General features: G+C 44.0%; 23 protein-coding genes. 5 read left to right on the top strand and 18 right to left on the bottom strand.

Going from position 1 to position 23,701, the window contains the following annotated elements; genetic code table 11:
* Window positions 1-50: 50 nt before the first annotated feature.
* Complete coding sequence (locus tag ACQEXS_RS08885; protein WP_427013560.1) at window positions 51-953, top strand: LysR substrate-binding domain-containing protein; 903 nt, start codon at window positions 51-53, stop codon at window positions 951-953.
* 65 nt (window positions 954-1,018) lie between these two features.
* Here ACQEXS_RS08885 and ACQEXS_RS08880 read toward each other — a convergent pair whose 3' ends face one another.
* The 4 genes from ACQEXS_RS08880 to ACQEXS_RS08865 form a co-directional block, all read right to left on the bottom strand.
* Window positions 1,019-1,540 (bottom strand): DUF2058 domain-containing protein, encoded by a 522-nt coding sequence (locus tag ACQEXS_RS08880; RefSeq protein WP_427013559.1) that lies wholly within the window; start codon window positions 1,538-1,540, stop codon window positions 1,019-1,021.
* Window positions 1,541-1,628: 88 nt separating this feature from the next.
* Window positions 1,629-2,312, bottom strand: coding sequence for a hypothetical protein (locus ACQEXS_RS08875; protein WP_427013558.1), 684 nt, complete (start codon window positions 2,310-2,312; stop codon window positions 1,629-1,631).
* 155 nt (window positions 2,313-2,467) lie between these two features.
* The gene (rsgA, locus tag ACQEXS_RS08870; protein ID WP_427013557.1) at window positions 2,468-3,538 is read right to left on the bottom strand and encodes a ribosome small subunit-dependent GTPase A; all 1,071 of its coding nucleotides are present in this window, start codon (window positions 3,536-3,538) and stop codon (window positions 2,468-2,470) included.
* Between the two features lie 366 nt (window positions 3,539-3,904).
* A complete protein-coding gene (locus tag ACQEXS_RS08865; RefSeq protein WP_367990691.1) occupies window positions 3,905-4,243 on the bottom strand; it encodes a thiamine-phosphate diphosphorylase in 339 nt (112 codons plus the stop codon).
* A gap of 436 nt (window positions 4,244-4,679) precedes the next feature.
* On the opposite strand from ACQEXS_RS08865, the gene ACQEXS_RS08860 reads away from it, so the two are divergent.
* Window positions 4,680-4,823 carry a hypothetical protein gene (locus tag ACQEXS_RS08860; RefSeq protein WP_367989345.1) on the top strand — a complete coding sequence of 48 codons (144 nt, stop codon included), beginning with the start codon at window positions 4,680-4,682 and terminating at the stop codon, window positions 4,821-4,823.
* A 38-nt stretch (window positions 4,824-4,861) separates the two neighbouring features.
* On the opposite strand, the gene ACQEXS_RS08855 is transcribed toward ACQEXS_RS08860, so the two are convergent.
* Both ACQEXS_RS08855 and ACQEXS_RS08850 read right to left on the bottom strand, forming a co-directional pair.
* Window positions 4,862-5,401, bottom strand: a complete 540-nt coding sequence (locus ACQEXS_RS08855; RefSeq protein WP_427013556.1) for a VOC family protein — start codon at window positions 5,399-5,401, stop codon at window positions 4,862-4,864.
* 64 nt (window positions 5,402-5,465) lie between these two features.
* Window positions 5,466-6,443 (bottom strand): MBL fold metallo-hydrolase, encoded by a 978-nt coding sequence (locus tag ACQEXS_RS08850; protein WP_427013555.1) that lies wholly within the window; start codon window positions 6,441-6,443, stop codon window positions 5,466-5,468.
* Window positions 6,444-6,938: 495 nt separating this feature from the next.
* On the opposite strand from ACQEXS_RS08850, the gene ACQEXS_RS08845 reads away from it, so the two are divergent.
* From ACQEXS_RS08845 to ACQEXS_RS08835, 3 genes are all read left to right on the top strand, one after another.
* Entirely contained in the window at window positions 6,939-7,829 is an 891-nt protein-coding gene (locus ACQEXS_RS08845; protein WP_427013554.1) for a LysR family transcriptional regulator, read from the top strand.
* A 118-nt stretch (window positions 7,830-7,947) separates the two neighbouring features.
* Complete coding sequence (locus ACQEXS_RS08840; protein ID WP_427013553.1) at window positions 7,948-8,328, top strand: hypothetical protein; 381 nt, start codon at window positions 7,948-7,950, stop codon at window positions 8,326-8,328.
* A 14-nt stretch (window positions 8,329-8,342) separates the two neighbouring features.
* A complete protein-coding gene (locus ACQEXS_RS08835) occupies window positions 8,343-9,728 on the top strand; it encodes a class II fumarate hydratase (RefSeq protein ID WP_427013552.1) in 1,386 nt (461 codons plus the stop codon).
* A 46-nt stretch (window positions 9,729-9,774) separates the two neighbouring features.
* Here ACQEXS_RS08835 and ACQEXS_RS08830 read toward each other — a convergent pair whose 3' ends face one another.
* The 12 genes from ACQEXS_RS08830 to ACQEXS_RS08775 form a co-directional block, all read right to left on the bottom strand.
* Window positions 9,775-10,704 carry an endonuclease/exonuclease/phosphatase family protein gene (locus ACQEXS_RS08830; RefSeq protein WP_427010435.1) on the bottom strand — a complete coding sequence of 310 codons (930 nt, stop codon included), beginning with the start codon at window positions 10,702-10,704 and terminating at the stop codon, window positions 9,775-9,777.
* A 441-nt stretch (window positions 10,705-11,145) separates the two neighbouring features.
* On the bottom strand, window positions 11,146-14,259 hold the full coding sequence (locus tag ACQEXS_RS08825) for an efflux RND transporter permease subunit (RefSeq protein WP_427013551.1): 3,114 nt from the start codon (window positions 14,257-14,259) through the stop codon (window positions 11,146-11,148).
* 9 nt (window positions 14,260-14,268) lie between these two features.
* Window positions 14,269-15,423, bottom strand: coding sequence for an efflux RND transporter periplasmic adaptor subunit (locus ACQEXS_RS08820; protein ID WP_427013550.1), 1,155 nt, complete (start codon window positions 15,421-15,423; stop codon window positions 14,269-14,271).
* A gap of 59 nt (window positions 15,424-15,482) precedes the next feature.
* The gene (locus ACQEXS_RS08815; RefSeq protein ID WP_427013549.1) at window positions 15,483-15,941 is read right to left on the bottom strand and encodes a hypothetical protein; all 459 of its coding nucleotides are present in this window, start codon (window positions 15,939-15,941) and stop codon (window positions 15,483-15,485) included.
* Window positions 15,942-16,370: 429 nt separating this feature from the next.
* On the bottom strand, window positions 16,371-16,904 hold the full coding sequence (locus tag ACQEXS_RS08810) for a hypothetical protein (protein WP_427010439.1): 534 nt from the start codon (window positions 16,902-16,904) through the stop codon (window positions 16,371-16,373).
* Between the two features lie 23 nt (window positions 16,905-16,927).
* Window positions 16,928-17,542, bottom strand: coding sequence for a YitT family protein (locus ACQEXS_RS08805; RefSeq protein WP_427013548.1), 615 nt, complete (start codon window positions 17,540-17,542; stop codon window positions 16,928-16,930).
* Window positions 17,543-17,774: 232 nt separating this feature from the next.
* A complete protein-coding gene (locus ACQEXS_RS08800; protein WP_427013547.1) occupies window positions 17,775-18,635 on the bottom strand; it encodes an endonuclease/exonuclease/phosphatase family protein in 861 nt (286 codons plus the stop codon).
* A 35-nt stretch (window positions 18,636-18,670) separates the two neighbouring features.
* Window positions 18,671-19,714 (bottom strand): UDP-glucose--hexose-1-phosphate uridylyltransferase, encoded by a 1,044-nt coding sequence (locus tag ACQEXS_RS08795; RefSeq protein ID WP_427013546.1) that lies wholly within the window; start codon window positions 19,712-19,714, stop codon window positions 18,671-18,673.
* 70 nt (window positions 19,715-19,784) lie between these two features.
* Window positions 19,785-20,885 (bottom strand): ABC transporter substrate-binding protein, encoded by a 1,101-nt coding sequence (locus ACQEXS_RS08790; protein ID WP_427013545.1) that lies wholly within the window; start codon window positions 20,883-20,885, stop codon window positions 19,785-19,787.
* 17 nt (window positions 20,886-20,902) lie between these two features.
* The gene (locus tag ACQEXS_RS08785) at window positions 20,903-21,742 is read right to left on the bottom strand and encodes an ABC transporter permease (RefSeq protein WP_367990687.1); all 840 of its coding nucleotides are present in this window, start codon (window positions 21,740-21,742) and stop codon (window positions 20,903-20,905) included.
* Window positions 21,743-21,750: 8 nt separating this feature from the next.
* Complete coding sequence (locus ACQEXS_RS08780) at window positions 21,751-22,620, bottom strand: ABC transporter permease (protein WP_367989328.1); 870 nt, start codon at window positions 22,618-22,620, stop codon at window positions 21,751-21,753.
* Window positions 22,617-23,687, bottom strand: a complete 1,071-nt coding sequence (locus ACQEXS_RS08775) for an ABC transporter ATP-binding protein (RefSeq protein ID WP_427010445.1) — start codon at window positions 23,685-23,687, stop codon at window positions 22,617-22,619. The genes ACQEXS_RS08780 and ACQEXS_RS08775 overlap by 4 nt, the downstream gene beginning before the upstream one ends.
* Window positions 23,688-23,701 lie beyond the last annotated feature (14 nt).

Here is a 23,701-nt window from a genome sequence, read left to right as displayed (position 1 = left end):
CGAGTGAACCGTTATAATACCCACCAATCTTCACGATTCTGAGTACCGTTATGCCGCAAGTGGATGATCTTATTTTATTTACCCAAGTGGTCGAGTGTGGTTCTTTCAGCAAAGCGGCTGAGCACAACCACATCACCAAATCGATGATCAGCAAACGGGTTAGCAAGCTTGAGGCCGATCTCGGTACGCAACTGCTCTATCGTACCACTCGAAAACTGACCCTCACTGAAGCAGGTGAAGTGCTTTATCATCGCTCCAAAGACATTCACACCACGGCAAAAGCTGCGTTTGAATCGATTACTGGGTATAACGAGTCGCTCGCCGGGCACATTCGCATGTCAGTGCCAACCATCTCAGGTGAATTGCTATTGGCGGAGTCTATCTCTGAGTTTTGCAATAATAATCCAGGGCTAAGCGTTGATATGTCGATGGATAATCACTTCGTCGACTTGATTGCAGATAATTATGATTTGGTTATACGCACTGGTTACCTTGAAGATTCCAGCCTGATTGCGCGATTTATTTTTAATTCTCGCTGGATGATATGCGCATCCCCTGAATACATCGCGCAATATGGGGAGCCAGAGACGCCGAATACTTTACTGCGTCACAATTGCCTTGGTTACACCCACGAATCAGGGGGCACCTTTGATTGGCAGTTTAAGCGCAATAGCGATAACTATGTTCTGAAAGTGTCGGGGAATTTCTCGTCTGATAATGCTGCCGCCTTACGTAAAAGCGTGCTTGCCGGTAATGGGTTGGCTTACTTACCCACTTGCTTGATCTGTGATGATTTAAAACAAGGGAAGTTAGTTGAAGTACTGGCTGAACATACCAGCAAAGTGGTGGGTATTTACGCGGTTTACCCTTATACGCGCAAACCCGCTAAACGGATTCAAGCGTTGATTGAACATATCCGAGCAAGCTACCTCGAAATTCAAGATTGTTTCTAAATCTCTCACATACCTGATACAAAAATGGCCTGAAAATATTCAGGCCATTTCAATCAGAAATTTCGTTACCACATTAGATCATCAGGCACGACATAATCTGCATACGGATCATCTTCTACCGGAACTTCTTCTTCTGTCGTTTTCGTTTCGATGATGGTTTCCGCATCACGCATGGCGATCTTCTTCGCAACCACACCCGGGATCACAGCGTAACCTTCTTCGTAGCGCGCAATCGCAAGAATACCTTTGGCTAACTGATCACGAACCAATGACTCCACATACAGGGATTTCACAAACTTACCGTCGGTAAAATTGTATTTGATGTCGCCATCTTTCAGCTCAAGCTTGTTCATTTCAATCAGCTGTTTAACCTGCGCACGAATTTCTTTGCTGAGCAGTTGTTCTTTCAACTGCTGGTTCAATGCTTTGTCGCGCTCTTGCTGAGCCTGTTTGTTCGCTTCTGCCGCCGCTTTCGCTTCGCGAGCCTGCACGCGAGACTTTTTAGAGCCTTTTTTTGCCTTTTTCAGCTTCTTTTCGTTTACTAAGCCTGCTTTAAGCATCTGCTCTTGTAATGTTAGTTTTGCCATGTTCAGTCCAACTCTTCCAATTACAGGCATTCTATCGTTTTGAGTATGAACAGGTAAAGAGGGGGATTACCTTTCTTTTTATTCGGCTTTACCAAAGCTCAAATGAGCCTATATGACCAAACTGTGTTGGTATAACTGGAGGCGTTTGAAGCTGATTTAAACTCTCTTCTAAGCTATCTAACTGCTTTAAAAGGGAAGTGATATCCGTATCTTCTAGCAAATGTAAACTTGTTCTGAGTTGAGGTAGGTATTCGCCTAACGCCGCAATCTGCTGATCTTGAGAATCTAACTTCACATCAAAAGGGTGCTGTTTGAGTAGATGGGCAATGAGTTCAAATTTCTCATTGTCATAAAGAAAGGCCTTCAGTGCCTCAAGGTAAACACTTTCAGGCATCAGGACTTGTGAAAAGCCGCCAACCCAATAGCTCAACACAACAAGGTTATTTTCCAGCACGTCGTCATTTTGGTCGTAATAGCTGACGCCCGTACCCTCCTCGCTGAAACCCATACGCTCAATCGCATAGTCCACTAAAGTTGGGGTATCCAAATTCGACATTTGTAGCACGTATTCAGCTACTTCATAGACACTTCTACCGTCTTGCGTTGGTGCAAACTGATATGCAGGTAACCCCGTTTTCATCCATAACACGAGCTCTCGGATCACTTCGCAATCTTGCAAGTCTGGTCGATGAAAACGAACCGCAACTTCAATATCACTCAATACCTCTATCGCATGTCGAACCAATTCGTGATGTGAAACGGGAGCTGTCATTCCATGTACCCTACTCAATGCCAGTAAACACTGTTGCAAAATAGCTTATGTTGAATCATAGCAAATGCGCTCGATCCAGTGATGTTCGTAATTAATGGCTCCGGCGCTTAATCTAATTATTTATTAAGCACAGGAGCCATTGATCTACGCTTTAGTTAATACCGATTTTTTCGGCTATGTTTGTCATTCATCGTGGTGCGACATAACTTGCCAAACTCTTTGTCAATTGCACGCTGCTCAGCCAGTGTTGCGCTGTTACGTCGTTGCTCACGCAGCAGTTTCTGGTAGTTATTCAAGCGGCGCGTATCCAGTTGACCAGACTCTAGAGCCTGCTGCACCGCGCATCCAGGTTCTGTCGAGTGCTGACAATCAGAAAATCGACACTGTTTCGCAAGTGAATCAATATCTGCGAAGGTTTCACTGACTCCTTGCTCACAATCGGTCAGTTGAAGCTCTCGCATTCCCGGGGTATCAATTAAGATCCCGCCTGATGGCATCACGTGGATTGAGCGAGATGTCGTGGTATGACGTCCCTTGCTGTCATCTTCACGTATCCCTGCCGTAAGCTGGGCCTGCTCCCCCATCAGAGTATTTACCAAGGTTGATTTACCGACACCTGAAGAGCCCATGAAGGCTACCGTTTGACCAGTTTTACACCATGAAGTTAACTTCTCGACGCTATTAGGGTCGAGCCCGTTGACAGCTTCCACCATTAATAGCGGACTTAACGCCATGATTTGTTGCTTCTTCTCTTCTGAATCAGAGCAAAGATCCAACTTAGTCAAAACAATTACAGGCTCAACGTCAGCTTCATGAGCAAGTGCAAGATAGCGCTCAATTCGGCTGAGGTTAAAGTCGTCGTTCAGTGACACAACGATGAAAAGAGTGTCGATATTAGCTGCGATGTACTGCCGTGAAACTTTGGTTCCAGCCGCTTTTCGGCTAAAAACACTTAACCTTTCAAACAGTCGAACAAACTGATGTTGTGCGTTAAGCACCACCCAGTCACCTACTGTCATCGCGGGCAATGATGAGTGAACATCAAGGTTGATTTGTCCTTGTTCGCTCCATAATACATACCCGTTTCGGTGATGGGCAATGATGCGCGCAAAAACCGTGTTGTCGTAGTCGTCTAGCGTTAGTTGTTGTTGAAAAAAGCCTTTCCAACCAAGTTCATGGTTAGAATAGATTGTTTCAGATGAATTCAATGAATTTATTTGCGACATTGTCGAATTATCCCAAGCGAAGCGGCCATATAGCAGCGATCGCTCAATAGAATGAGTTCTGTAGGATCAAATTCGAATCGAGTGAGATCCCGGTTAATTCCGGGCAAGAAGAAATCTAGAGAAATGAAATATCGGTGAGTATCTCTAAGTTAACTGTTTCTAAGCCCGTTTTTTAAAGTCATTACAATCATCTTTTATCCTCCAATCAGTATTCGTTATTCAGTTACCCGCCAAGTATATTCCTTAAGCACCAACAGAGGCAACCTTACTTACCTAATTATGAAATTTGTCTTAACTGTTTTAAAGTGCCTTACAAACGTCAACGGCCTAGCATGTTTGCTAGGCCGTTAATTCATCAGGGCATGGCTATAAATATAGCGACAATAACAAACACACTGTGATTGCGATGGTGCCATACCAGAAATATTGAGATTTGGTGTCGGCGACGTAAACTCGAATGTATTGGAGCTCTTCATTCGCCATGGTGACAAAATCAGAGTAGCTAATTGCGACTTCACGACCCGATGCTTTAAGATCGGCCTCTAAACGGTTAAACGCTGAATCAACAAACTTCTTTGCTTCTTCGATAGGCGCTTTGGGCGAAATTAGGTTATGCCAAACTGCCATACGAGATTCATATTCACTATCACTGACGCAGTTTAAAACACGCAAATCACGTTCACGATGATCACGCGCTTTGTTCATTTTTACTGAGTTGATAGCCTTTATTCGTTCCAAGTTTCTTCTCCAAAAGGTCATACAGGTATAAAATGTGTGGAAGATGGAACGGCCCTTGGTGTTGTGGAAATAGTAGTGAGCTAAAGAGTGAACATCAAACTAGGGATTTTGTTCAGACGATAAAATGTTTTTGCGGCGCTGCGAGGAAAGTGACTAATGAGGCATTTACCGATTTTCATTGTATCAAGCATTCTTAGGTACCAAAACCGGACACCATTACGCTCGGGTTTCATGATAGTTTGATATATATCGAAAAATAAATTGTTATCAGTTGTAAATATGTCTATTTAGGACTTTTTCAGCAAATTACCTATAAATCGTAGATTTTTTCTAGTTATTGATCCCAAACCATTCTGATTGAAGGCCTACAATAAACTTAGTTTTAATTAATCAGGAAAATATTATGGAAAAGATCATTAATACGATTGGGCTGGCTATTTTAACCGCCAAATACACTTCGATATTACTGCTAGCGGGTATTACCTTCTCCACGGGTGCTATCGCAGCTGAATCTCTCATCTTGTTAGGCGGGGAGCCTGCAGAATAAAACAAAAGGTAAAGCTGCATTTTTGCAGCTTTACCTTCTTACCCTTTGTTAGCATTACGCTCTCTTGGGGACCATTGCCGTAACCCACCCTGCTCAAAACCTAAGCCTTGGTTGTAACTCACCAATTCAAGTTGCATCCCCCACGGAGAAAGAAAATACAACCAACTTAGCCCCTGAGTTGGGCCGCTATCTACCGTTTTTACATCCCCTAGAATCTCAACACCTTTAGACGCTAAATACTGGCGAGCAACATCAATATTCTCAACATAAAAGGCCAAATGATGACCCGCATAGTCACTGTTTTTTGGTTGAGCTTGGTTCTGATCCGGTGAACTGTATTCGAAGATCTCAAACGAAGGGCCAGTGTGACACTTCAACATCCGATATTTATGAATAACGGCTCTTGGATGGACATTCAGGTTTTCAGACATCCAGCCATCATCCGCTTGAAACGGCCCTAGTTCGTACAACACCTCACATCCAATCACTTCAACAAAAAACCGAGTCGCTTCTTCTAGATTAGGCACCGTAAAACCAATATGGTCGCCGCCTTTTAAGCCGGGAAGTCCAGTTTTCATACTTACCTCATATACCATGAAATAAAGGCTCGCTGCGCTACAGCCATACAACGAGCCTTATGATTTATTGTTTTAGGTCTTTATAAGCTGCGGGAACATTCAAGTCTGGATGCACCCAGTTAAACAGCGCATAACCTGAGAATTCAGGAAGCTTCACTTGCTGCACCGTTTCCTCTAGCGTTAACCCAGCATTCAATGCTTTTTGTACTTCACTCTTAACCGCTTCCAAGTAATCAATATGCCACTTGATATCTGAACGCTTGATCACTGAGCCATGCCCCGGAACGACTTTCGCATCTTCAGGTAAGAAGTGATAAACCTCTTTGAGGGTTTCTAGCGTTTCAAGTAAGTGTCCGTCTAGCAACCAAGGCAGAGAAGGAGCCATGGTGATGATAGGATTTCCCGTCCACATCGTTTTTGATTCTGGTTCCCAAACAAACAAGTCACCGCCCGTTTGTGCAAAACCGAAATCGATGATCTCCACATATTTATTGCCGAGATCTAAGGTCAGTCTCCCCTCTTCCGGCAGCAAAATATTGGCAGAAACAGGTTTTACCTCCTCAATGCCGCGGCCTTTACCGAAGTTAGCAATCATAAATTGAGCATCTTTTTCAAAATGTTCATCGATATAGTTTTTGGTATTAATATGTTGAATAATTTGAGTTTGGCTAGGCAAGTACATATTTCCATATGAATGGTCACCATGGAAACTGGTATTTACCGCAAACGAAATGGGTAATGTGGTTTGTTTTTTAATGAGTGATTCTGCTTGTTGATAAAGACGCTTATTTAACATGGTGTCGATCATTAATACGCCTTTATCACCGATAATAAAACCACCACTTGTCGCAACAGCTTTACCTTCCTTTTCAAACTCTTTCGCATTTTCAGGGTAATAAGCGAATACACCATCCGCTAATTTCTCTGATTGAAGAACCACTTTATTACCATCCCATACCGGTTCTTGAGCGAAAGATGCACCAACAGTGATAATGCTCACAATTGAAATTACACTCGTTGATATAAACTTGTTTACTTTCATACTTAAACCACTCCTTATATTTATTGTTATCACAATAAATTTCATTCAAGAAAACCTTATAAAACAATCGATAACAATTCATATAGAGTTCATCATCAACTATGTTTAATACGTTATTTTTAAACAAAATTTGCTTGAACACCTTATATATAAATAATAGTGATGATAAGACGATCATTTTGCATAGTTACTATTCCAGATTAGAATATATGCAACACAATCCATTGAATATTACCAAATAAATATTCAATTTAATAAAATTAGAATTCATTAAATTACATTACGAGCACCTTTTATTGCTATTTGATTATATCGGCAATAAAATCAATATTATAAATAACAAAATAACGTTCTCTTATTTCATCATTAATTAAAATAATAACACCGACAAACCTAAACTTAAATATTACCCATAAATAATGAATTTTCATTAAATGCTAAGTCGAGGCATTAGAAATAGAACGATAAGTTCACTTAGTATTTACAGGAGAGGCAATGGATCAAATAGCAGCAATGCGCGCATTTGTTAGAGTCGTACAAACCAAAAGCTTTTCTGCTGTGGCACGAGAGCAACAAACGACCCAAGCAACCATCAGTAAAAAAGTAGCAGCACTTGAAGACAAACTGGGGGTAAAACTCTTAACCCGAAGCAGTAGAGAAAGTTCATTAACTCAAATTGGAGAGAGTTATTATGAAAAATGCCTGTTTATTCTATCTGAACTCGATGAAGCTGAAGCAAATGCACGAATGGAGCTTTCTACTCCGAAAGGCATACTGCGCATCACAGCACCTGTCCCCTTAGGTTACTTCTTATTAACACCCATAATAAAAGAATTTACCGAGCAGTACCCAGACATTAAAGTCGAGGTGAATTACGTTGATAAGCATATCGATTTGGTTAGCGAGGGGATCGATCTTGCCATTCGAGCAAGCCGATTAGAAGATTCTTCACTTATCGCCCAGAAGCTGTTCGATAATCCGATGCTCATGGTGGCTTCCCCACAATACCTAGAAAGACAAGGCATACCGAAGACGCCAAAGCAACTTACTCACCATAACTGCATCGTATACTCTCTGTTTAAAAAGCATAATGTCTGGAGCTTTCAAAAGGATGGAGAGGTTCAAACCGTTTCTGTCTCAGGTTCAGTCAGCAGTAATAGTGGATTATGTAATATGCAATCCGCATTGGAGGGAGTAGGCATCACGCCACTCCCCATATGGATGGTCAAAGAGCATTTAAAACAAGGAACCTTAATCCAAGTACTAAGCGAGTATCAGGCCGACAACATCCCTTTTAGCGTGGTGTACCCACAAAACCGCTACATTCCGCTTAAGGTTCGTTCATTCATTGAGTTATTAAAAAAGCGGTTACTCGTGGATCTCTAGTCATCAGAAACTGCGTATAGTGGCAAATGAATACTTGATATAATAGATCTTCATACCTGTTGAATTCTACTTGCAGTTAATTGATAATAATTATCATTACAAGCAAGAATAAGTCAGCATGTACAATCAAGAAACCATCTACTGCACATTCTTTAAGGCTCAAGATCGCTTTCTGAAGGTGAATTCTGGGGAAGGGTTTGAGCCAGATATCATCTATGACTATATCCATTGGGGTTGTGTGCTCACTTCGTATTATGAACACGGCAGTGAAGGGGAGAATCCATTGCTGTTTGAATTGCACCTGCGCCAAGTTTACTTCCACCTTTTAGATGCGATTCAAGATTCCCAACGAAGCCGGACGTTTCGACGTGTCTGCTTAGATTCGATTCATATACCCCTACTCGGCTTAAAGCGTCATTACTATCATTTAGAGGATAGCGATATTCACTACCTATCATTACAACAACAATTACAGCGTATCCAAGCGCCCCATGACTAACAAAAGGAAACCTCATGACTCAAACATTTCGAATTGAAACCGACAGCATGGGGGATGTAAAAGTCCCATCAGATGCCCTGTATCAAGCTCAAACTCAACGTGCAGTCGACAATTTTCAGTTCAGCCAACATGTTATGCCAGTCCCCTTTATCCAGGCTTTGGCTTACATTAAACAAACAGCAGCTCTTACGAATGCACAACTTGGATTGCTTGAAGGTGACATTGCGAGTGCTATCGCGGATGCCGCGCAGCACATTATCGAGGGAGAGTATTTATCTCACTTCCCAATTGACGTTTTTCAAACTGGATCTGGTACCAGTTCTAATATGAATGCCAATGAAGTGATTGCAACGTTGGCATCTGAAAAATTAGGCGGTGACGTCAACCCAAATGATCACGTTAATATGGGCCAAAGCAGCAATGACGTGGTACCAACAGCCATCCAAGTTGCTTCGGCAATCAGCATCGAAAAACGCTTACTTCCAGCACTGCATCACTTAATTACCGCCCTTGAACACAAGCAAGCAGAGCTGTCAAATGTGGTAAAAACTGGCCGAACTCATTTAATGGATGCCATGCCAGTGACCTTTGCACAAGAGCTAGGCGGTTGGAAACACCAAGTTGAACATGCACTCCTAGGCATTGATCAGAGTTTGAAATCAGTAAAAGCCTTAGCTCAAGGTGGCACAGCGGTGGGAACTGGCATTAATGCAGATCCTCGTTTTGCAGAAGCATTTGCTCACAACCTGAGCCAAGAAACCAAAGTCACCTTTACGGCCAGTGACAATTTCTTCTTTAATCTCAGCAGCCAAGACGCAATTGTATCTTTATCAGGACAATTGAAAACGGCCGCCGTTGCTATCATGAAAATTGCCAATGATTTGCGCTGGATGAACTCAGGCCCTCTAGCGGGATTGGGCGAAATCGAGCTGCAAGGTTTACAACCTGGATCATCGATCATGCCGGGTAAGGTTAACCCAGTGATCCCTGAAGCGGCGGCCATGGCCTCTGCTCAAGTTATTGGCAACGACACCACCATTACAATTGCAGGTCAGTCTGGTAACTTCCAACTCAACGTCATGTTGCCCGTGATTGCACACAACATTTTGGAAAGCATCGAGCTATTGACCAATAGCGCTCTGGCTCTTGCTGATAAAGCGCTAGCTACTTTCACGGTACGTGAAGATAACTTGCAGCAAGCACTTGCTCGCAACCCTATCTTGGTTACTGCCCTCAACCCAGTGATTGGCTACCTGAAAGCCGCATCTATTGCCAAAAAAGCATACAAAGAAGGTCGCGCTATCATTGATGTGGCGGAAAAAGAAACGGATCTCGACCGAGCCACGTTAGAGCGCCTGCTTGATCCAGCGCAGTTGACCCAAGGTGGGTTAGCGAAGTAGCAAATTTAGAGCCGAAGGAATGCTACCTTCGGCTTTTTTCTTTATTTCAGTATCCAATTTGAGTGACGACCATTTTATGGTCGGAACCCCGCATGCTCGTTTTCGAGGTTCGGTTGCAGATCCGTCGACTCGACTCCAATGATTTCAACCACAAATGATCAATACTGAGCATGGTAAATGCGGGGGTGTCGAATAGGTGACTCCAGTTTGGCCAACTCGCGACAGGGGCGGTTTCAAATTCTGGAAATAGTGTCGCAAACCGTAAGCTGGTCGCGGAAAGGTTAAAATCACCAACAATCAGCATTTCATCTGACGGGTTAAACTCCACCATGGTTTGAATGGTTCGAATCACCGCGTTTCGCCGATGCCAAAGCTCCTCCGTCCTTGGTGACGGTGGGTGGGCTGTCATAAAAGGTAATTGTTTTTGCGGAGTTGGATGCCAAACGCCACTAATGATGTTGTGTCCATCAGGCGTGTAAAACACCGACATTTGAGTCAATGGTTTGCGGCTTAAGATCATCTGGCTAGACGGGTATCCCACACCTTCTTGACCACCATAACGATAAGGGTACAAATCATCCAAAGTGAAGAACTTAACCCCTTCTTCCGGCGCAACTTCTTGCAGCACCACTAAATCAATCTGGTTTTGGATCAAGTAATTAATAAAGGCATTTACATCTTGATTGCCGTAGTAAAGGTTGTATTGCACCACCGTCATGGGCGTATTGCAGTTTACCCAAATTGACTGCTCCGACTTTGGCGTCATCGCCAGATAGACCAACACCACCACGACACATACAATCAAATGCACCCAAAACCGCACCATCAAACAGATCAAAGCAATTACGGTGTAGTAAACCAAAAAGAGGCTAGGTGCTGAGACAATATTCTCTACCCACCAAATCTCGTGATAAAGATGGAAAGTCCCCCATGCAATCATGGGTAAGCCAATCATTGTCCATAGTAACCAGCGCAATTCCTGTCCCTCTCGGCATTAAATATAAACTTAAGTATGGTTCAATATTCAATGCTTAGCGGCGAGAGAAAATAAAATACGAGGGAAAAGGCGAAGTCACGTTCTATAAACAGCCATGATTGAGCCGTCGACTTAAATCACAACGTTTCCTTTATGGATATCATTTTTGAAATCTATGTTTTCCATATTTGAAATTACCGACACGCAACAAACGTGTTACTTTGAAACTCGTCAGTTACACTATTGTAAAGTTCTTCATAAGACCGCGAATGCTTTACAACAGTTTGGATAAGGAAATTTAACTGGCACTCTCCAAAAAATAATTTCAAATTGTTGCCCTTTTTTGCCCGAGCTCCCCATGCTCGGGTTTTTTCTATCTGTTTTTTCGATAAGTAATAAAAAACGCGGCATTATGCCGCGCTTTAGTATCAATACGTTCAGTTAGTTGGTTTGGAGCTTACGCCTTTTAAACAACCCTTTTACTTTGGAAACTCCATTACGAATGTCTTGAAGCATCAAATAAAGACATGGAACAAGGATCAGCGTCAGTAACGTGGCAAACAACACCGCAAACCCAAGTGCGACTGCCATCGGGATCACAAAACTTGCCTGTAAGCTGGTTTCAAACATAATTGGCAACACCCCGACAAAGGTGGTGATGGATGTCAGTGTGATGGCCCGAAAGCGCGCGCATCCCGCTTCAATCACAGCTTGCTTAATGTCTACACCCTGCGCTCTGACTTTGTTAACGTAGTCAGTCATGACTAATGAGTCATTGACCACCACCCCAGCCGCTGCAATCAAACCAAAGGTCGACATCATGCTGAGATCCAATCCAAACCAATAATGGCCCCAAATTGCCCCAGTTAAGCTAAATGGGATGACCGACATAATGATCAACGGTTGGGTGTAACTTTTAAGCGGCACAGCCAGCAACATGTAGACGATGATCATGCCAGCAATAAAGAAGACTTTTTGCTCATTTTGTTGTGCTTGCTGCTCTTCAATGCTGCCGCCCAGCTCTGAACGCACATCAGGATATTGCTGCAGTACCTCTGGCATAATAGTCTCATGAACTTGCTCAACGATTGCGTTTGGTTCAACACGCTCCTCATCAATCGAGCCATAAACATAAACAGACTGATAGCCCCCTTCGCGGCGTATATTACTCACACCCGGCTTTTGCTCTATCTCGACTACATCACCCAGCATCACTTTCTCACCAGTTGGTGTGGTAATTATGGCATAACGCAAAGAAGCAAAGGCTTCACGCGTTAACTTGGGATAGCGCACCATTACTTTAACTTCTTCACCATCACGAAGAAGACGCTGCGCTTCCCCACCATAGAAACTGCCGCCGACCTGCAACGCAATGTCTTGCAGATCGAGCCCGAGATCATAGGCAACAGGAGCAAGTGACAGCAGAACTTCCTGACTCCCTGAATCAATAGATGAGGAGATATCAAACAATCCTTCGGTTTGCTGAAGCTTGTCAATCAAGTCTCTTCCAGCGGCATTGAGGGTATCGATATCCGAACCAAAGAGAAGGAAACCAAATTCATCTCCGCCTCCGCCACCATTCACATCATCCTGAATGGTCATGGTTTTCACACCAGCAATCACAGGCAAGTGCTCACGCCAGCGCCGAGCCAGTTCAAAGGTGTTAAATGGTCGTAGCTCTTCATCCACCAAAGGAACAAGCAAAGTGGCAGAAGAACGACCTTTGTTAAAGGCTAAGGTGTCTTTCACCATCCCCGTACCGTAGTGTTCAACTGTTTCTTGCTCAACTTGTTTAATCACCGCTTCAATCGCTTTTAAGGCCGCAATTGTCTGTTCACTGGAGACATTGTTGTTCATTTCAATGTCGATACTCGGGAAGTCGTGCGGCACTTTAGGTGATGGCACAATACGAACATGGTTCGCCATCACGAGTGCAATACTGATGGCAAATAAAGCCACAAAGCTGGCAAAAACGCTCCAGCGCCAATGCGTACACAGAGTCACAAAGCGCTTGTATGGCCCATTCACCATAGCAAAAAATCGTTGGTTAAATCGGTCTCGCCAACTGCCTTTTTTGATTGGTTTGAATTTACTGTGCGCCAAGTGTGACGGCAATATGAGTTTGGATTCAATCAAGCTGAACACCAAACAGAGGATCACGATAGACGCAATACCAAAGAAAAACGCTCGTTCGATCCCCTTCGACATCAGAAACGGTGCAAATACCGCGATGGTGGTCAACACACCAAATGTAGCAGGTGTTGCAACCCTTTGTACCCCACGCACCACATTATCTACTCCGCCACCATTTTTCTCGATTTCAGAGTAAGCACTTTCGCCAATCACAATGGCGTCATCCACCACGATCCCCAGCACCATAATAAAGGCAAACAGGGAGACGATATTAATACTCACACCAATCACAGGCATCAGCATCACAGCACCAAGGAAACACACTGGTAAACCAATCATGACCCACATTGCGAGTTTAAAGCGCAAGAAGATGCTGAGCATAATGGCGACCAACACCGCACCTTGGAGCAGATTTTTCAACATCATGTCCAAACGAGCGTTGAGGTAATAGGTCATGTCTACCAAGGTATTCAACTTGAGATCTGCGGGCAATGTTTGGTTCTTATGCTCGATATAAGCTTTAACGGATTCCGCGACCGTCACCATGTTTTGATCTTTAGTAGCTTTCACGGAAAGATAAATGGCGTTTTGACCGTTATATTTGAAATAACGATCATCTTCCGTAAAGCCATCTTTTATCGTCGCAATATCTTGCAGAAGGACCTTGCCTCCATTACGCCCGATCTTGACAGGAATCGAACGAAACTCTTCACCGCTGTAGTACTGATTTTCAATCCTAACCGAGATCATGCCCGCACTAGTCCGCACTTCCCCTGCGGAATAATTGGCAGAATAACGCTGGATGGCACGGGAGATATCAGAAAGCGTTAAGTCGTATTTTTGCAGTATCTGTGGCTCGACTTCGATGGCAATTTCGTACTCAGGAGAACCGGAATCCACCAGCGCAACATGTTGTAATTGCAACAGCTCATCTTCTATCTGTTTGGCGATGGGTTTGAGCTCATACAAAGAACGGTCGCCAACCAACGCCATTTCAATCACATCCTGACGGTATTCATACTGATAGACCTGAATCGGCTCCATTGAAGCAGGAAAGCCAGAAGTGCTATCCACTTTCTGCTTTACCTTATCCAAGACATCATTAATGTCAGCGTCCACATCAATTTCCAACTCAATATGAGCAGAGCCACGAGATGCTGTGGATACGGATTTTTTGATCCCAGTAACGTCTTTTAACGACTCTTCTAATCGAATCAAAATGCTTTCCTCAACTTCTTGAGGAGAGGCACCCGGATACTCCGCACTGATGTTGACGTAATTCACTTCTAAGTTAGGGAACATTTGGCGCTGGATCAGGAAAAAGCTCACCGCTCCCATGATGAGGATAAATGCCATCATCAAGTTTGCCGCCACCGAATTGTTGGCAAAATACGCAATTATGCCATTAGGTTTATTTTCCATGATAAGCCCTTATTGCATTGCTACGTCGTTACTATCGCCCGCATTCGCCACTTTGACGGCCATTCCTTTTTGTGGAAATTCCGGTACCGTCGTCACGATACGATCACTGTCTTTTAAACCTTGATTGATCAACATGAATTCTTTTTCAGCACGCAACACATTCACCGCTCGTGGTTGCAAATTATCTTGTTCGTCTACCACCCATACTTGTTGATTGTTCACCAACTCCTGAGGCAAGCGAAAGACATGCTTTAGCTCCTTGCCGATGAACTTAACTTGAACATAAGCACCAAACTTCATCTGCGGTTTATCGCTGTCGATGGCATAAGGGTCTTCAACCCGCACCACCATATTGATCATGCGGGTAGCGCTATCAATAACACCAGCATCACGAACAATCACACCATTGAGCTGGACATTTTCAATACCGTGTTGCAGCACCTCAGCCGAGGTACCCACGTAGTCTTTGGGTAGAAAACGGCGATCAAAACCTGCAATAGGAATATGAATTTCACCCGCTTCCACATTATTCAAGGTGGCTACATTCGCACCTGCTGAGACATATTGCCCCACGCCGATCCCACGTTCGACAACAAGAGCATCATAGGGCGCAATCACTTTACAGTTTTCAAGATCCCGACTTGCGCGTTTTAGCTCCGCTTGTGCTGATTTAAGCTGCGCCTGCGCACTTAACAACTGAGGTTTGCGCAAATACAGATCCGTCACCTGCTTTGCCGGTAGCTTTTTCGCTTGACGCTTAGCCACTTCGGCTTTGGCTTGTTCTTCAATTAACGCCGCTTTTGCTGCCGCCAAGCCCGCTTCTGCCTGTAACACAGCGGCCTGATAGTTATCATCTTCAATGGTAAAGAGCACTTCCCCTCGCTTTACAATGCCACCAGCAACAAAATTGGGGTGCCAGCTGACAACTTCACCAGAAACCTGTGCCGACAGTTGCGTCACTTCTAATGGAGCAAGTTCGCCATGACTGGTGATCACCACATGGTGATCTTGAGACAATGCAGGGGAAACGGAAACAGTAAGCAGCTCTTCTTGAGTGGGTTGTAAGTCATCATCTGGAGCTGTTGAGGCAATCACAGCATAACCTGCATAACCCGCTGCTAAAATACCAATAGGAAGTAGCCAACGTAACGATTTTCTGAACATGGAATGTCCTTATAAGTAAAAAAAGTGGAGCAGGCAGTCGCTCCACAAAAAGTGAAAAATTAATTATCTAAAACAGAACCTGATGACTGGAGCGTTTGGTCGGAGACCGCTTTTATATGGTGAACAATCCGCCAGAAGAACACCGCATCAAACGCTAGAAATAGCAAGGTATCCCATAATTCAGATTCATCTCCCCACTCAGGTAATGCAAAAACCAGTACGATCATCAACGACATGAGCACAACAAAGAATCGAACAGACATCACCCAGCTCACGGCAAGAAATGAGCTAAGAAAGTTATGTCCTTTACTCACTTTAAACGCACATACAATCGCAATCACTGCCATCGCTGCGCTGCATGCTCCATAGATCAGGTCATAATGGTTCGACTCGTAAGAAATCGTCACGGCCAGCGTCCATACCAAACTGGTTGCGATCAAATACTTCATATTTTCACGCTCAGAGAGCGGGCCTTTCACTAAATCGCTTTTAAGTTCTTTGATTTTCCAGAAATACACGATTTTCCTTCCTATGATTTGAATTTCCACAAGCGAATCTGATTCATCAGAAAACCTGATAAATCACGATTAAACAAGCTGATATTGCCACTGTTCTTCGCATCATTTTTGTGACGATCTATGTCTAAATAGGAACACATCTCGTTCACATTAGCAAAGCAATCTCAATGCCAAAATAATTTTTATTTAAAATCAATAAGATAAGATGAATCCTATAGGTTTTATAGAATCAATCTGGTTAAATAAACCAAAAGTAGGTATTTATGACATGTCTCAACCAACATATTACAGTGATCAATACCTAATGATGTTACTGGCTGCACTTTCACCCACCGAGTAGCGATGCTATGAATAAAGAAAGATTCACGGATAAAAAAAGGCCCTGTTGAACAGAGCCTTTTTGTTAAAGCAGTCGTTGTGGAAGCAAGGTTACATCCGATACAAGTAATTCATTTTTCCTGACTCTCCACCAAGATAGAGGTAGTGGTTCTCATCAATATGAATCACTCTGTCGAGGCTGATGTCTGAGCCAAAACTGAATTCAATCACACCATCAGAAACGTCCCATTGAAACTCGATTCGCATCTCTTGAGCTCGGTACAAAACAAACCCTGTTTGGTCGCTTTTATAACGCACTAAAATGTTTTTATCCGCACTTTGCCAGTGCCCAACCAAACGCTGAGCGATCAACTTATCGGATTGACGGCGATAGTCTTGCTTCAAAGCAGCTTTCAGATAACCAATTTTCTTGTCATCAAGGTTGAGCTTTTGTTGGTTATCGACAAAGAATTGCGCCATAGAAGGGTATTGTTGAATAAGGGCATGCGCCGTATCTTGATAGTTATTGCTATATGCAGCCTCAAAAGCGGTATAAAACTGACTTGGCGCAACAAACTTTTCCGCCTTCACTGCTGAGGTAAATACCAGCCCCATTAAACATAAACTGGTAATAAAGGTTTTCATTAGACACTCCTTTTGTCTATCACTTAAGCCGCTTTAATTTGTCCTTTCGGCTGATAACGACCCGGCTTATGGTTCATCGCTAAAATTAGATTTGTCGCTACAGCACCGAGTACTGAAAGTAAAATGATCGAAATATCAACAATGAACAGCGACAATACAACAATAGTACAGTCTAACGCCATTTGTGCTTTACCCGCTCGGATACCAAAACGCTCTTGGAGGTATAAAGCTAAAATATTAAAGCCGCCAAGACTCATCTTGTGCCTAAAAATAACCAACATACCAATGCCAATCAAGCCACCACCCACAATGGCTGCATATAACGGAGCAATGCTGGCAATTTGAATAACATGATGGAGGTAGTCCACCGCAAACGACACTAAACTCACAGCGATAAAGGTATTCACTGTAAAACGCCAGCCCATACGAGTGAATGAAAGCCAGTAAAAAGGCAAATTAAGTAAAAAGAAGATCTGACCGAAGCTGAAATCACTTACCTTGGTTAGAAAAATTGCCAGCCCAGCAGTACCGCCAGTGAGCAAGCCAATTTGATTGAAGAAGATGACTCCGAGTGATACCAACGCACTGCCAAGTGTCAGCGCCAACAGGTTTTCTCGCAAGCTATGTTCGTTATCCATTTCTCATTCATCCTTTTATCGTTCCAACTCACTTTCTCCGTCAGAAAAAGCGGTCTTAAGATGGCGATTATTGAGAAAATTGTCGAGAAAGGGGGACTTATTGACACGTAGCATGGTGTTTAACATTTTTTACACATGCACGTTAAACGTTGAATCATAAGCATAAGGGAGAAGGAGCAAACTCGCATCGCAAGAGGCCCTATCTCCCTTTGACTTTTATTGTTCTAAAACCCTATTGACGCACAAGTTGCATTTCAACGGTTAGTGGAAGGTGATCGGTAAGTTCAGCAAAAGGAACGGACGCTACTTTATCCATCGGCTTAGGAATTTCCACTTTTTTGATATCCCACTCTTGTGCATTTGATGTCAAAATGTAATCAATCTTTCTGTCAGGATTCCAAGCAGGAGCCGTCAACGTGAGTGCTTTATCCGTTTCATTAAACCACGCGGTAAGTTCCTTGTACTCTGTTGATTGTGGCGGAAGATTTAAATCACCGATGATAATAGGGAGCGCATGCTTAAAATTCCAAGAAGAGAACTTAGCTTGCAGGGTGCGTACCTGCTCTTCACGTAATGGCTGCGTCGTATGATCTAGATGCGTAGTGACTGCCATCACTGGCGCTGGATAATTAGGCACATCAACTTCTACCGCACACGCAGAGCGCTGCTCAGCGCCTTCGATATTAGGCAACTCCATTCGCTTAACGAACTTTATAGGGTGCTTAGATAGAACGGCAGTCCCGTACTCACCACCATCATGATCAATCGCCTTACAGAAGTAGTAATTCATTCCAAGCTGCTTAGCAATATACTCAGCTTGGTTGATTGGGGAATGACCTGCTGCACTAAAATTCTTACCCGAACGGCCCGTTTTGTTGTCGACTTCTTGCAAGCCAATGATGTCGGCGTTAAGTGACTTAACCGCTTCAGCAATCACATCGGTGTCCCCCATTCTAGATGCCATAATGTTGTACGAACTCACGCGAATGTTCTCGGTAGAGACTGCTTTGTCGATAAGCGGTTCGTTCGCAAATGAAGAAAATGCAGCAGTGAGCCCCAGCGTGATTGCTGAGAGGGTGATGGCTTTAGACATAAAAATTACCTTATTTCTCTTTCAATATATGACTGTTAACAGTCGCGGTAGTGAACGTCACTCATGCGACTCAGGCGCTGAGCTGCTTGCTCCGCCGTTAAATCTCGCTGGCTTTCTGCCAGCAACTCATATCCCACCATAAACTTACGCACCGTGGCGCTACGTAATAGTGGTGGGTAAAACAGCGCATGCAGTTGCCAATGGTTGATCTCGGTTTTTGGATTAAAGAACGGCGCATAATGCCAGCCCATAGAGTACGGGAATGAACACTGAAACAAATTATCGTAGCGGGTGGTAAGCCGTTTAATGGCCAGCGCTAAATCATCCCGCTGGCTATTGTTTAACTCACTCATGCGGCGAATGTGCGCTTTGGGTAATAACATGGTTTCAAATGGCCATGCTGCCCAATAGGGAACCACAGCCAACCAATGTTCTGTCTCGACAACAATGCGATCTCTTTCTTTTTGTTCCGCTGCAACATATTCCAGCAATAGGTTGCGGCCATATTTGTGGTAATACGCTTTTAAATGATGATCTTTCCGCTCAATCTCGTTGGGTAAAAAGCTGCTGGCCCAGATTTGTCCATGAGGATGAGGCTGCGAACAACCCATGGCTTCCCCTTTGTTCTCAAACACTTGAACCCAAACATACTGCTTGCCGAGTGATTCAATTTGCTCGTCCCACGTATCAATAACATTGCGAATGCTCTTTATGGGCAGCTCTGGTAAAGTTCTACTGTGATCGGGAGAGAAACAGATGACTCGACTGACACCACGAACTACCTCTGTTTGAAACAACGGATTCACCGAGTTAACGACCTCTGGCGCTTCTTGTTTTAATGCCGAAAAATCGTTGTCAAAAACGAAGCTTCCTTGGTAACTGGGATTTAGATCACCAGAAGTGCGCGTATTCCCTGGGCAGAGAAAACATGACTCATCATAAGCAGGCAATGAGTTGATACTTGGCTGTTCATCCGCCCCACTCCACGGCCGTTTAGCGCGATGCGGTGACACCAAAACCCACTGCCCTGTTAACGGGTTATAGCGGCGATGCGGGTGCTCTGCCGGGTGAAATTTCATGGTTCGCCTCTTTCTTTTTGCTCTCCTTATCCTTTGGTAAGAACACAAAGAATAAGGAGAGTGCTTCGACTTACTGCATTAACACATTACGGGTGAACTGTTTCTTCAACTCTGCGGAATAGCTCGCACTGAATGGTTCTGTCGCATTGTTACGCATTTCCTTTGGCACGAGAGAGTTTGACGCGTCAGCGTCAGGATGCTGAGGAGCCGTACCAAATGTTGCGTTTAACTCTCCTTGAGTTTTCGCCGATGTTAGCCAGTTAACAAAGACCAATGATGCCGCTTTGTTTTTGCTGTTGTTTGCAATTGAAACAAAGTTCCCACCGCCCGACATACCAAATTTGGGTATGTAGAACTTAATTCGCTTGGTGATTGCCCCTCGCTCTTGGAGACCTGCCAAATGATCTTCCCAAGCTGGAGCTAAGATGATTTCACCATCATTTATCCGAGTTAGGCTATCTGCATTGGAAGCCGTAATAAGCACGTTCTTTTTGTTCGCTTGAAACCAAGCCCAAGTTTTAGACCACGACTTAACAACAGTTTGATCGGCCTGATCCCCAATATCTTCATCTCCGTTAATTTGGCGAATCATGGCTTCGATAAATCGACCTCCTGAACCACCGCCATTTGGATCATTCACACCAAAATTTCCCGGGTTTGTTCGAATATAGTTCTCAAGGTCCCCAAATGTTTGAGGTAAATCGGCAAAAGTAATACGTGCAGAATCATAGGCAATCCCCGTTTGATTACCCCAAAATGTAACGCCATACCCTTGGCTATTCACACCTTCTGATTTCATGGTGAGCTGACCAAACTCTGGTAACGGGTCCAGTTTCATCAATATTTTGCTGGCATCGAACGTACGTAATGTTGGTGCGCCAAGAGCCACGACATCCATTGAACCCTGCTCGCGACGTGATTCGGCAACCAGTTTATTTCGATTGGCATCTAGCGTCCCTTCTGGGATTCTTACTTTTATCCCTGTATCTTGTTCAAACCCCTTAATAAACTGGCGCCAAGCGGGCTGTAAATACCACACAGAAAAAGTGATTGCCCCTTCTTTTTTTGCTTGTGCTTCTATCTGTTCCCAGCTCATTTGAGTGACATCATAGGCGACTGCAGGTAACGATATCGATGCAGCAAGCAGCGACATTAGGGTGACTTTCTTCATTGTATATCTCCTTTTAACTATGCCTTCCCAGTTGATTGAGATAGATAGTTTCCTTTCAGCAACCGTTCGATCACCAGCATCAGTAACACATTAGGAATCACTAAGATCAGCGACACAACAGCGGCGTCTGGCCGAATAAAGGAATAGCCTAAAAACGAATACAAAATCGTCGGAACGGTAATAAAGTCAGGTGCTCCCAGTACGAAAGCCATATTGAACTCTTCAATACTGATCACCAGACAGAAAATGGTTGAAGCAAGTAGGCTGGGTTTAAGCATGGGTAAAAAAGCGTGCTTAAATGTTCCCCATTTACCAGCCCCCATATCAGCACAGGCATCAATGAGATCTTGAGGAATTGCATTAAAACCAGCGGATAAAATTCGAATCGCATACGGCAGTGCCAATACGGTATGAGCAATAACGATATTGAAATATGGATTGGTCAGTCCTAGCTCAAGTAACATTGAACTAAAGAACACCGCCAAAATCATGGATGGCATCACCATAGGTAACAGGGAGACCATTTCAGCAATCTTCTTGCCGCGAAATTCCATTCGGCCAAACGCATAAGCGGTTGGTAGTGCTAATGTCACCGTCAGCAATGCCACGGCAGGAGCTAGGGTATAGCTATTTTTCAATGCCTCAGGCAATGATGTAGTTGTCCATACCTCCACCCAGCGGCCAAGAGAGAGCACTTGGGGGAAAATATCGGGATAGCTCCAAGGATGGTCTGGGTCCACCACTGACCACAGAATAGCCATTGCAAAAGGAATACCTAGCCAAATAACGTTCACGATGACAAAAAAAGCAATGGAGATCATCATGACCAAACGGGCATTAGAGCGCGGTTTTGACATCAAATACTTCATGACTCTTTCTCCCACTCAACGATCGGCTTCTTGCGAGTTGCAAAAGGTTTGGTGATTGCTGTAAGCACAACCGCAGAAAACGCAGCCAACAGCATGATGACCATAGCGATCACCGCGGAGCTTTCCCACTCGTAATACTGAAGGGCTGTAATATTCATCAACATAGACAAGGAATAGCTGCTGCGAGAGCCGGCAACGGCCGCGAATGAGAAATCTCCCAGTGCTCCAATAAACACCAAAATAGACGTGGCTTGTAATGCCGGAATCGTCAAAGGGAACACTACGCTACGAAAGCGAGACCAACGCGTCGCACCCAAATCAAGCGCAGCATCCATGAGATCAGTACGAATACTAGCAATGGAACCTGTGATCAGAATCAGAGCAAAAGGTAAGTTCTTCCATATTTGCAGAACAATGATGCTCCAACCAAATTCATCATTGGTTAAACGCATCGGTTTGTCGATAATGCCTAATAGGATGAGCAACTCGTTAAAAATGCCGTGATAAGCAATCACGTTCATCAGCAAAAACGCAGCAACCAGTCCCGGGACAAACATCGGCGCACGCAACATCCCGATCACGGCAGGCTTTGCTGGGATATCTTTTTGTAACCACAGTGCAATGGGATAAGCAAAGGTCACCGCCCCTAAGGTCCCAAGAATCGAAGTGCGCAGGGAATAGCCGACTGAGCGCCATAAAATGGGGTCACTCAATGTCGTCGTCCAATGGCGCAGGGTAAATTCTGATTCACCCGACATCTGAAACAAGCCAAAACTCTGTGCTACAACGACATACAATGCACTGCCCATCAACACAACAATGGTCCCCACCCCGGGGATGATCAGTAAGTACGGTTTTAAATTCATACGGTGACCTCTTCCAAGAAACGAATACCGTATTCAGGTAATTGAATATGCAGTATGTCCCCTTCTTTTACTGAAAGTCTGCCCGCTAATTGCACTCTAATCTTGTGCTCATTCAGCGCCCCTACCCAGCCGAAGACATTTAAAGAATCACCTTGAAACGCAACCGAGCACACCTTCATCGCAAAACTGTTTGGCGCATCTTTAGCACAGACTGTGACATCCTCAGGACGCCAGCAAATATGAATGTTGTTCCCTCTTGGTTTGGTATCCGAACGTATCGAAAACTCTCCCATATCACAGGTCACGACATAAGAATCCGCTTCCGATGCGGGCTCGACAAATGCGGTATGCAGGTTAGCCGCCCCAATAAAGTCAGCAACAAAGCGGCTCGTTGGACGAAAATAAATGTCTTCAGGTGTACCTACTTGCTCAATTTTGCCCTGATTAAGCACAATGATCCGGTCACTCATTGCCAATGCTTCTGCTTGATCGTGGGTTACGTAAATCGAGGTCAAATTGTGGCGTCGCTGTAGTTCTTTTATTTCAAAGCGAACGCCTTCACGCATTTTTGCATCCAAGTTAGAGAGTGGCTCATCGAAAAGAATGATTTCAGGACGTGTCACCATGGCACGTGCTAACGCAACGCGTTGTTGCTGCCCACCCGACAGCTGAGCGGGCAGCTTATCTTTATGTTCTTTCAAACCCACTTGATGGAGAATTTCTATCAGCCGTTGCTGCTGTTCTCTTTTATCCATCTTTTGTTGCTCAAGGCCAAAGCAAATGTTGTGAGACACACTCAAATGAGGAAACAGTGCGTAAGACTGAAAACACATCGCCGTCTCTCTGTGCTCTGGCGGGACTTTAGTCACATTGTTCCCACTAATGAAAATGTCACCTTCACTAGGTTCATAAAAGCCCCCGATCATTTTGAGTAGTGTGGTTTTACCACAGCCACTAGGTCCAAGCAGGGTGACAAACTCCCCTTTTTTCACACTAAAAGAGACATCTTCTGATGCATAGAAGTCACCGTATTTCTTTGTGATTGACCGTAGCTCTAATACATTCATTGATTAACCTTTCC

Source organism: Vibrio sp. TRT 17S01 (assembly GCF_050113695.1).
Classification (GTDB): domain Bacteria; phylum Pseudomonadota; class Gammaproteobacteria; order Enterobacterales; family Vibrionaceae; genus Vibrio.
The sequence above is the reverse complement of the archived record's forward strand: the minus strand, read 5'-3'. Positions and strand labels throughout refer to the sequence as shown.

What these genes read in the sequence shown, in the direction of transcription:
- ACQEXS_RS08885 (WP_427013560.1), top strand. Translation starts at nt 51, where the DNA reads ATGCCGCAAGTGGATGATCTTATTTTATTTACCCAAGTGGTCGAGTGT.
- ACQEXS_RS08880 (WP_427013559.1), bottom strand. Translation starts at nt 1,540, where the DNA reads ATGGCAAAACTAACATTACAAGAGCAGATGCTTAAAGCAGGCTTAGTA.
- ACQEXS_RS08875 (WP_427013558.1), bottom strand. Translation starts at nt 2,312, where the DNA reads ATGACAGCTCCCGTTTCACATCACGAATTGGTTCGACATGCGATAGAG.
- rsgA (WP_427013557.1), bottom strand. Translation starts at nt 3,538, where the DNA reads ATGTCGCAAATAAATTCATTGAATTCATCTGAAACAATCTATTCTAAC.
- ACQEXS_RS08865 (WP_367990691.1), bottom strand. Translation starts at nt 4,243, where the DNA reads ATGAACAAAGCGCGTGATCATCGTGAACGTGATTTGCGTGTTTTAAAC.
- ACQEXS_RS08860 (WP_367989345.1), top strand. Translation starts at nt 4,680, where the DNA reads ATGGAAAAGATCATTAATACGATTGGGCTGGCTATTTTAACCGCCAAA.
- ACQEXS_RS08855 (WP_427013556.1), bottom strand. Translation starts at nt 5,401, where the DNA reads ATGAAAACTGGACTTCCCGGCTTAAAAGGCGGCGACCATATTGGTTTT.
- ACQEXS_RS08850 (WP_427013555.1), bottom strand. Translation starts at nt 6,443, where the DNA reads ATGAAAGTAAACAAGTTTATATCAACGAGTGTAATTTCAATTGTGAGC.
- ACQEXS_RS08845 (WP_427013554.1), top strand. Translation starts at nt 6,939, where the DNA reads ATGGATCAAATAGCAGCAATGCGCGCATTTGTTAGAGTCGTACAAACC.
- ACQEXS_RS08840 (WP_427013553.1), top strand. Translation starts at nt 7,948, where the DNA reads ATGTACAATCAAGAAACCATCTACTGCACATTCTTTAAGGCTCAAGAT.
- ACQEXS_RS08835 (WP_427013552.1), top strand. Translation starts at nt 8,343, where the DNA reads ATGACTCAAACATTTCGAATTGAAACCGACAGCATGGGGGATGTAAAA.
- ACQEXS_RS08825 (WP_427013551.1), bottom strand. Translation starts at nt 14,259, where the DNA reads ATGGAAAATAAACCTAATGGCATAATTGCGTATTTTGCCAACAATTCG.
- ACQEXS_RS08820 (WP_427013550.1), bottom strand. Translation starts at nt 15,423, where the DNA reads ATGTTCAGAAAATCGTTACGTTGGCTACTTCCTATTGGTATTTTAGCA.
- ACQEXS_RS08810 (WP_427010439.1), bottom strand. Translation starts at nt 16,904, where the DNA reads ATGAAAACCTTTATTACCAGTTTATGTTTAATGGGGCTGGTATTTACC.
- ACQEXS_RS08805 (WP_427013548.1), bottom strand. Translation starts at nt 17,542, where the DNA reads ATGGATAACGAACATAGCTTGCGAGAAAACCTGTTGGCGCTGACACTT.
- ACQEXS_RS08800 (WP_427013547.1), bottom strand. Translation starts at nt 18,635, where the DNA reads ATGTCTAAAGCCATCACCCTCTCAGCAATCACGCTGGGGCTCACTGCT.
- ACQEXS_RS08795 (WP_427013546.1), bottom strand. Translation starts at nt 19,714, where the DNA reads ATGAAATTTCACCCGGCAGAGCACCCGCATCGCCGCTATAACCCGTTA.
- ACQEXS_RS08790 (WP_427013545.1), bottom strand. Translation starts at nt 20,885, where the DNA reads ATGAAGAAAGTCACCCTAATGTCGCTGCTTGCTGCATCGATATCGTTA.
- ACQEXS_RS08785 (WP_367990687.1), bottom strand. Translation starts at nt 21,742, where the DNA reads ATGTCAAAACCGCGCTCTAATGCCCGTTTGGTCATGATGATCTCCATT.
- ACQEXS_RS08780 (WP_367989328.1), bottom strand. Translation starts at nt 22,620, where the DNA reads ATGAATTTAAAACCGTACTTACTGATCATCCCCGGGGTGGGGACCATT.
- ACQEXS_RS08775 (WP_427010445.1), bottom strand. Translation starts at nt 23,687, where the DNA reads ATGAATGTATTAGAGCTACGGTCAATCACAAAGAAATACGGTGACTTC.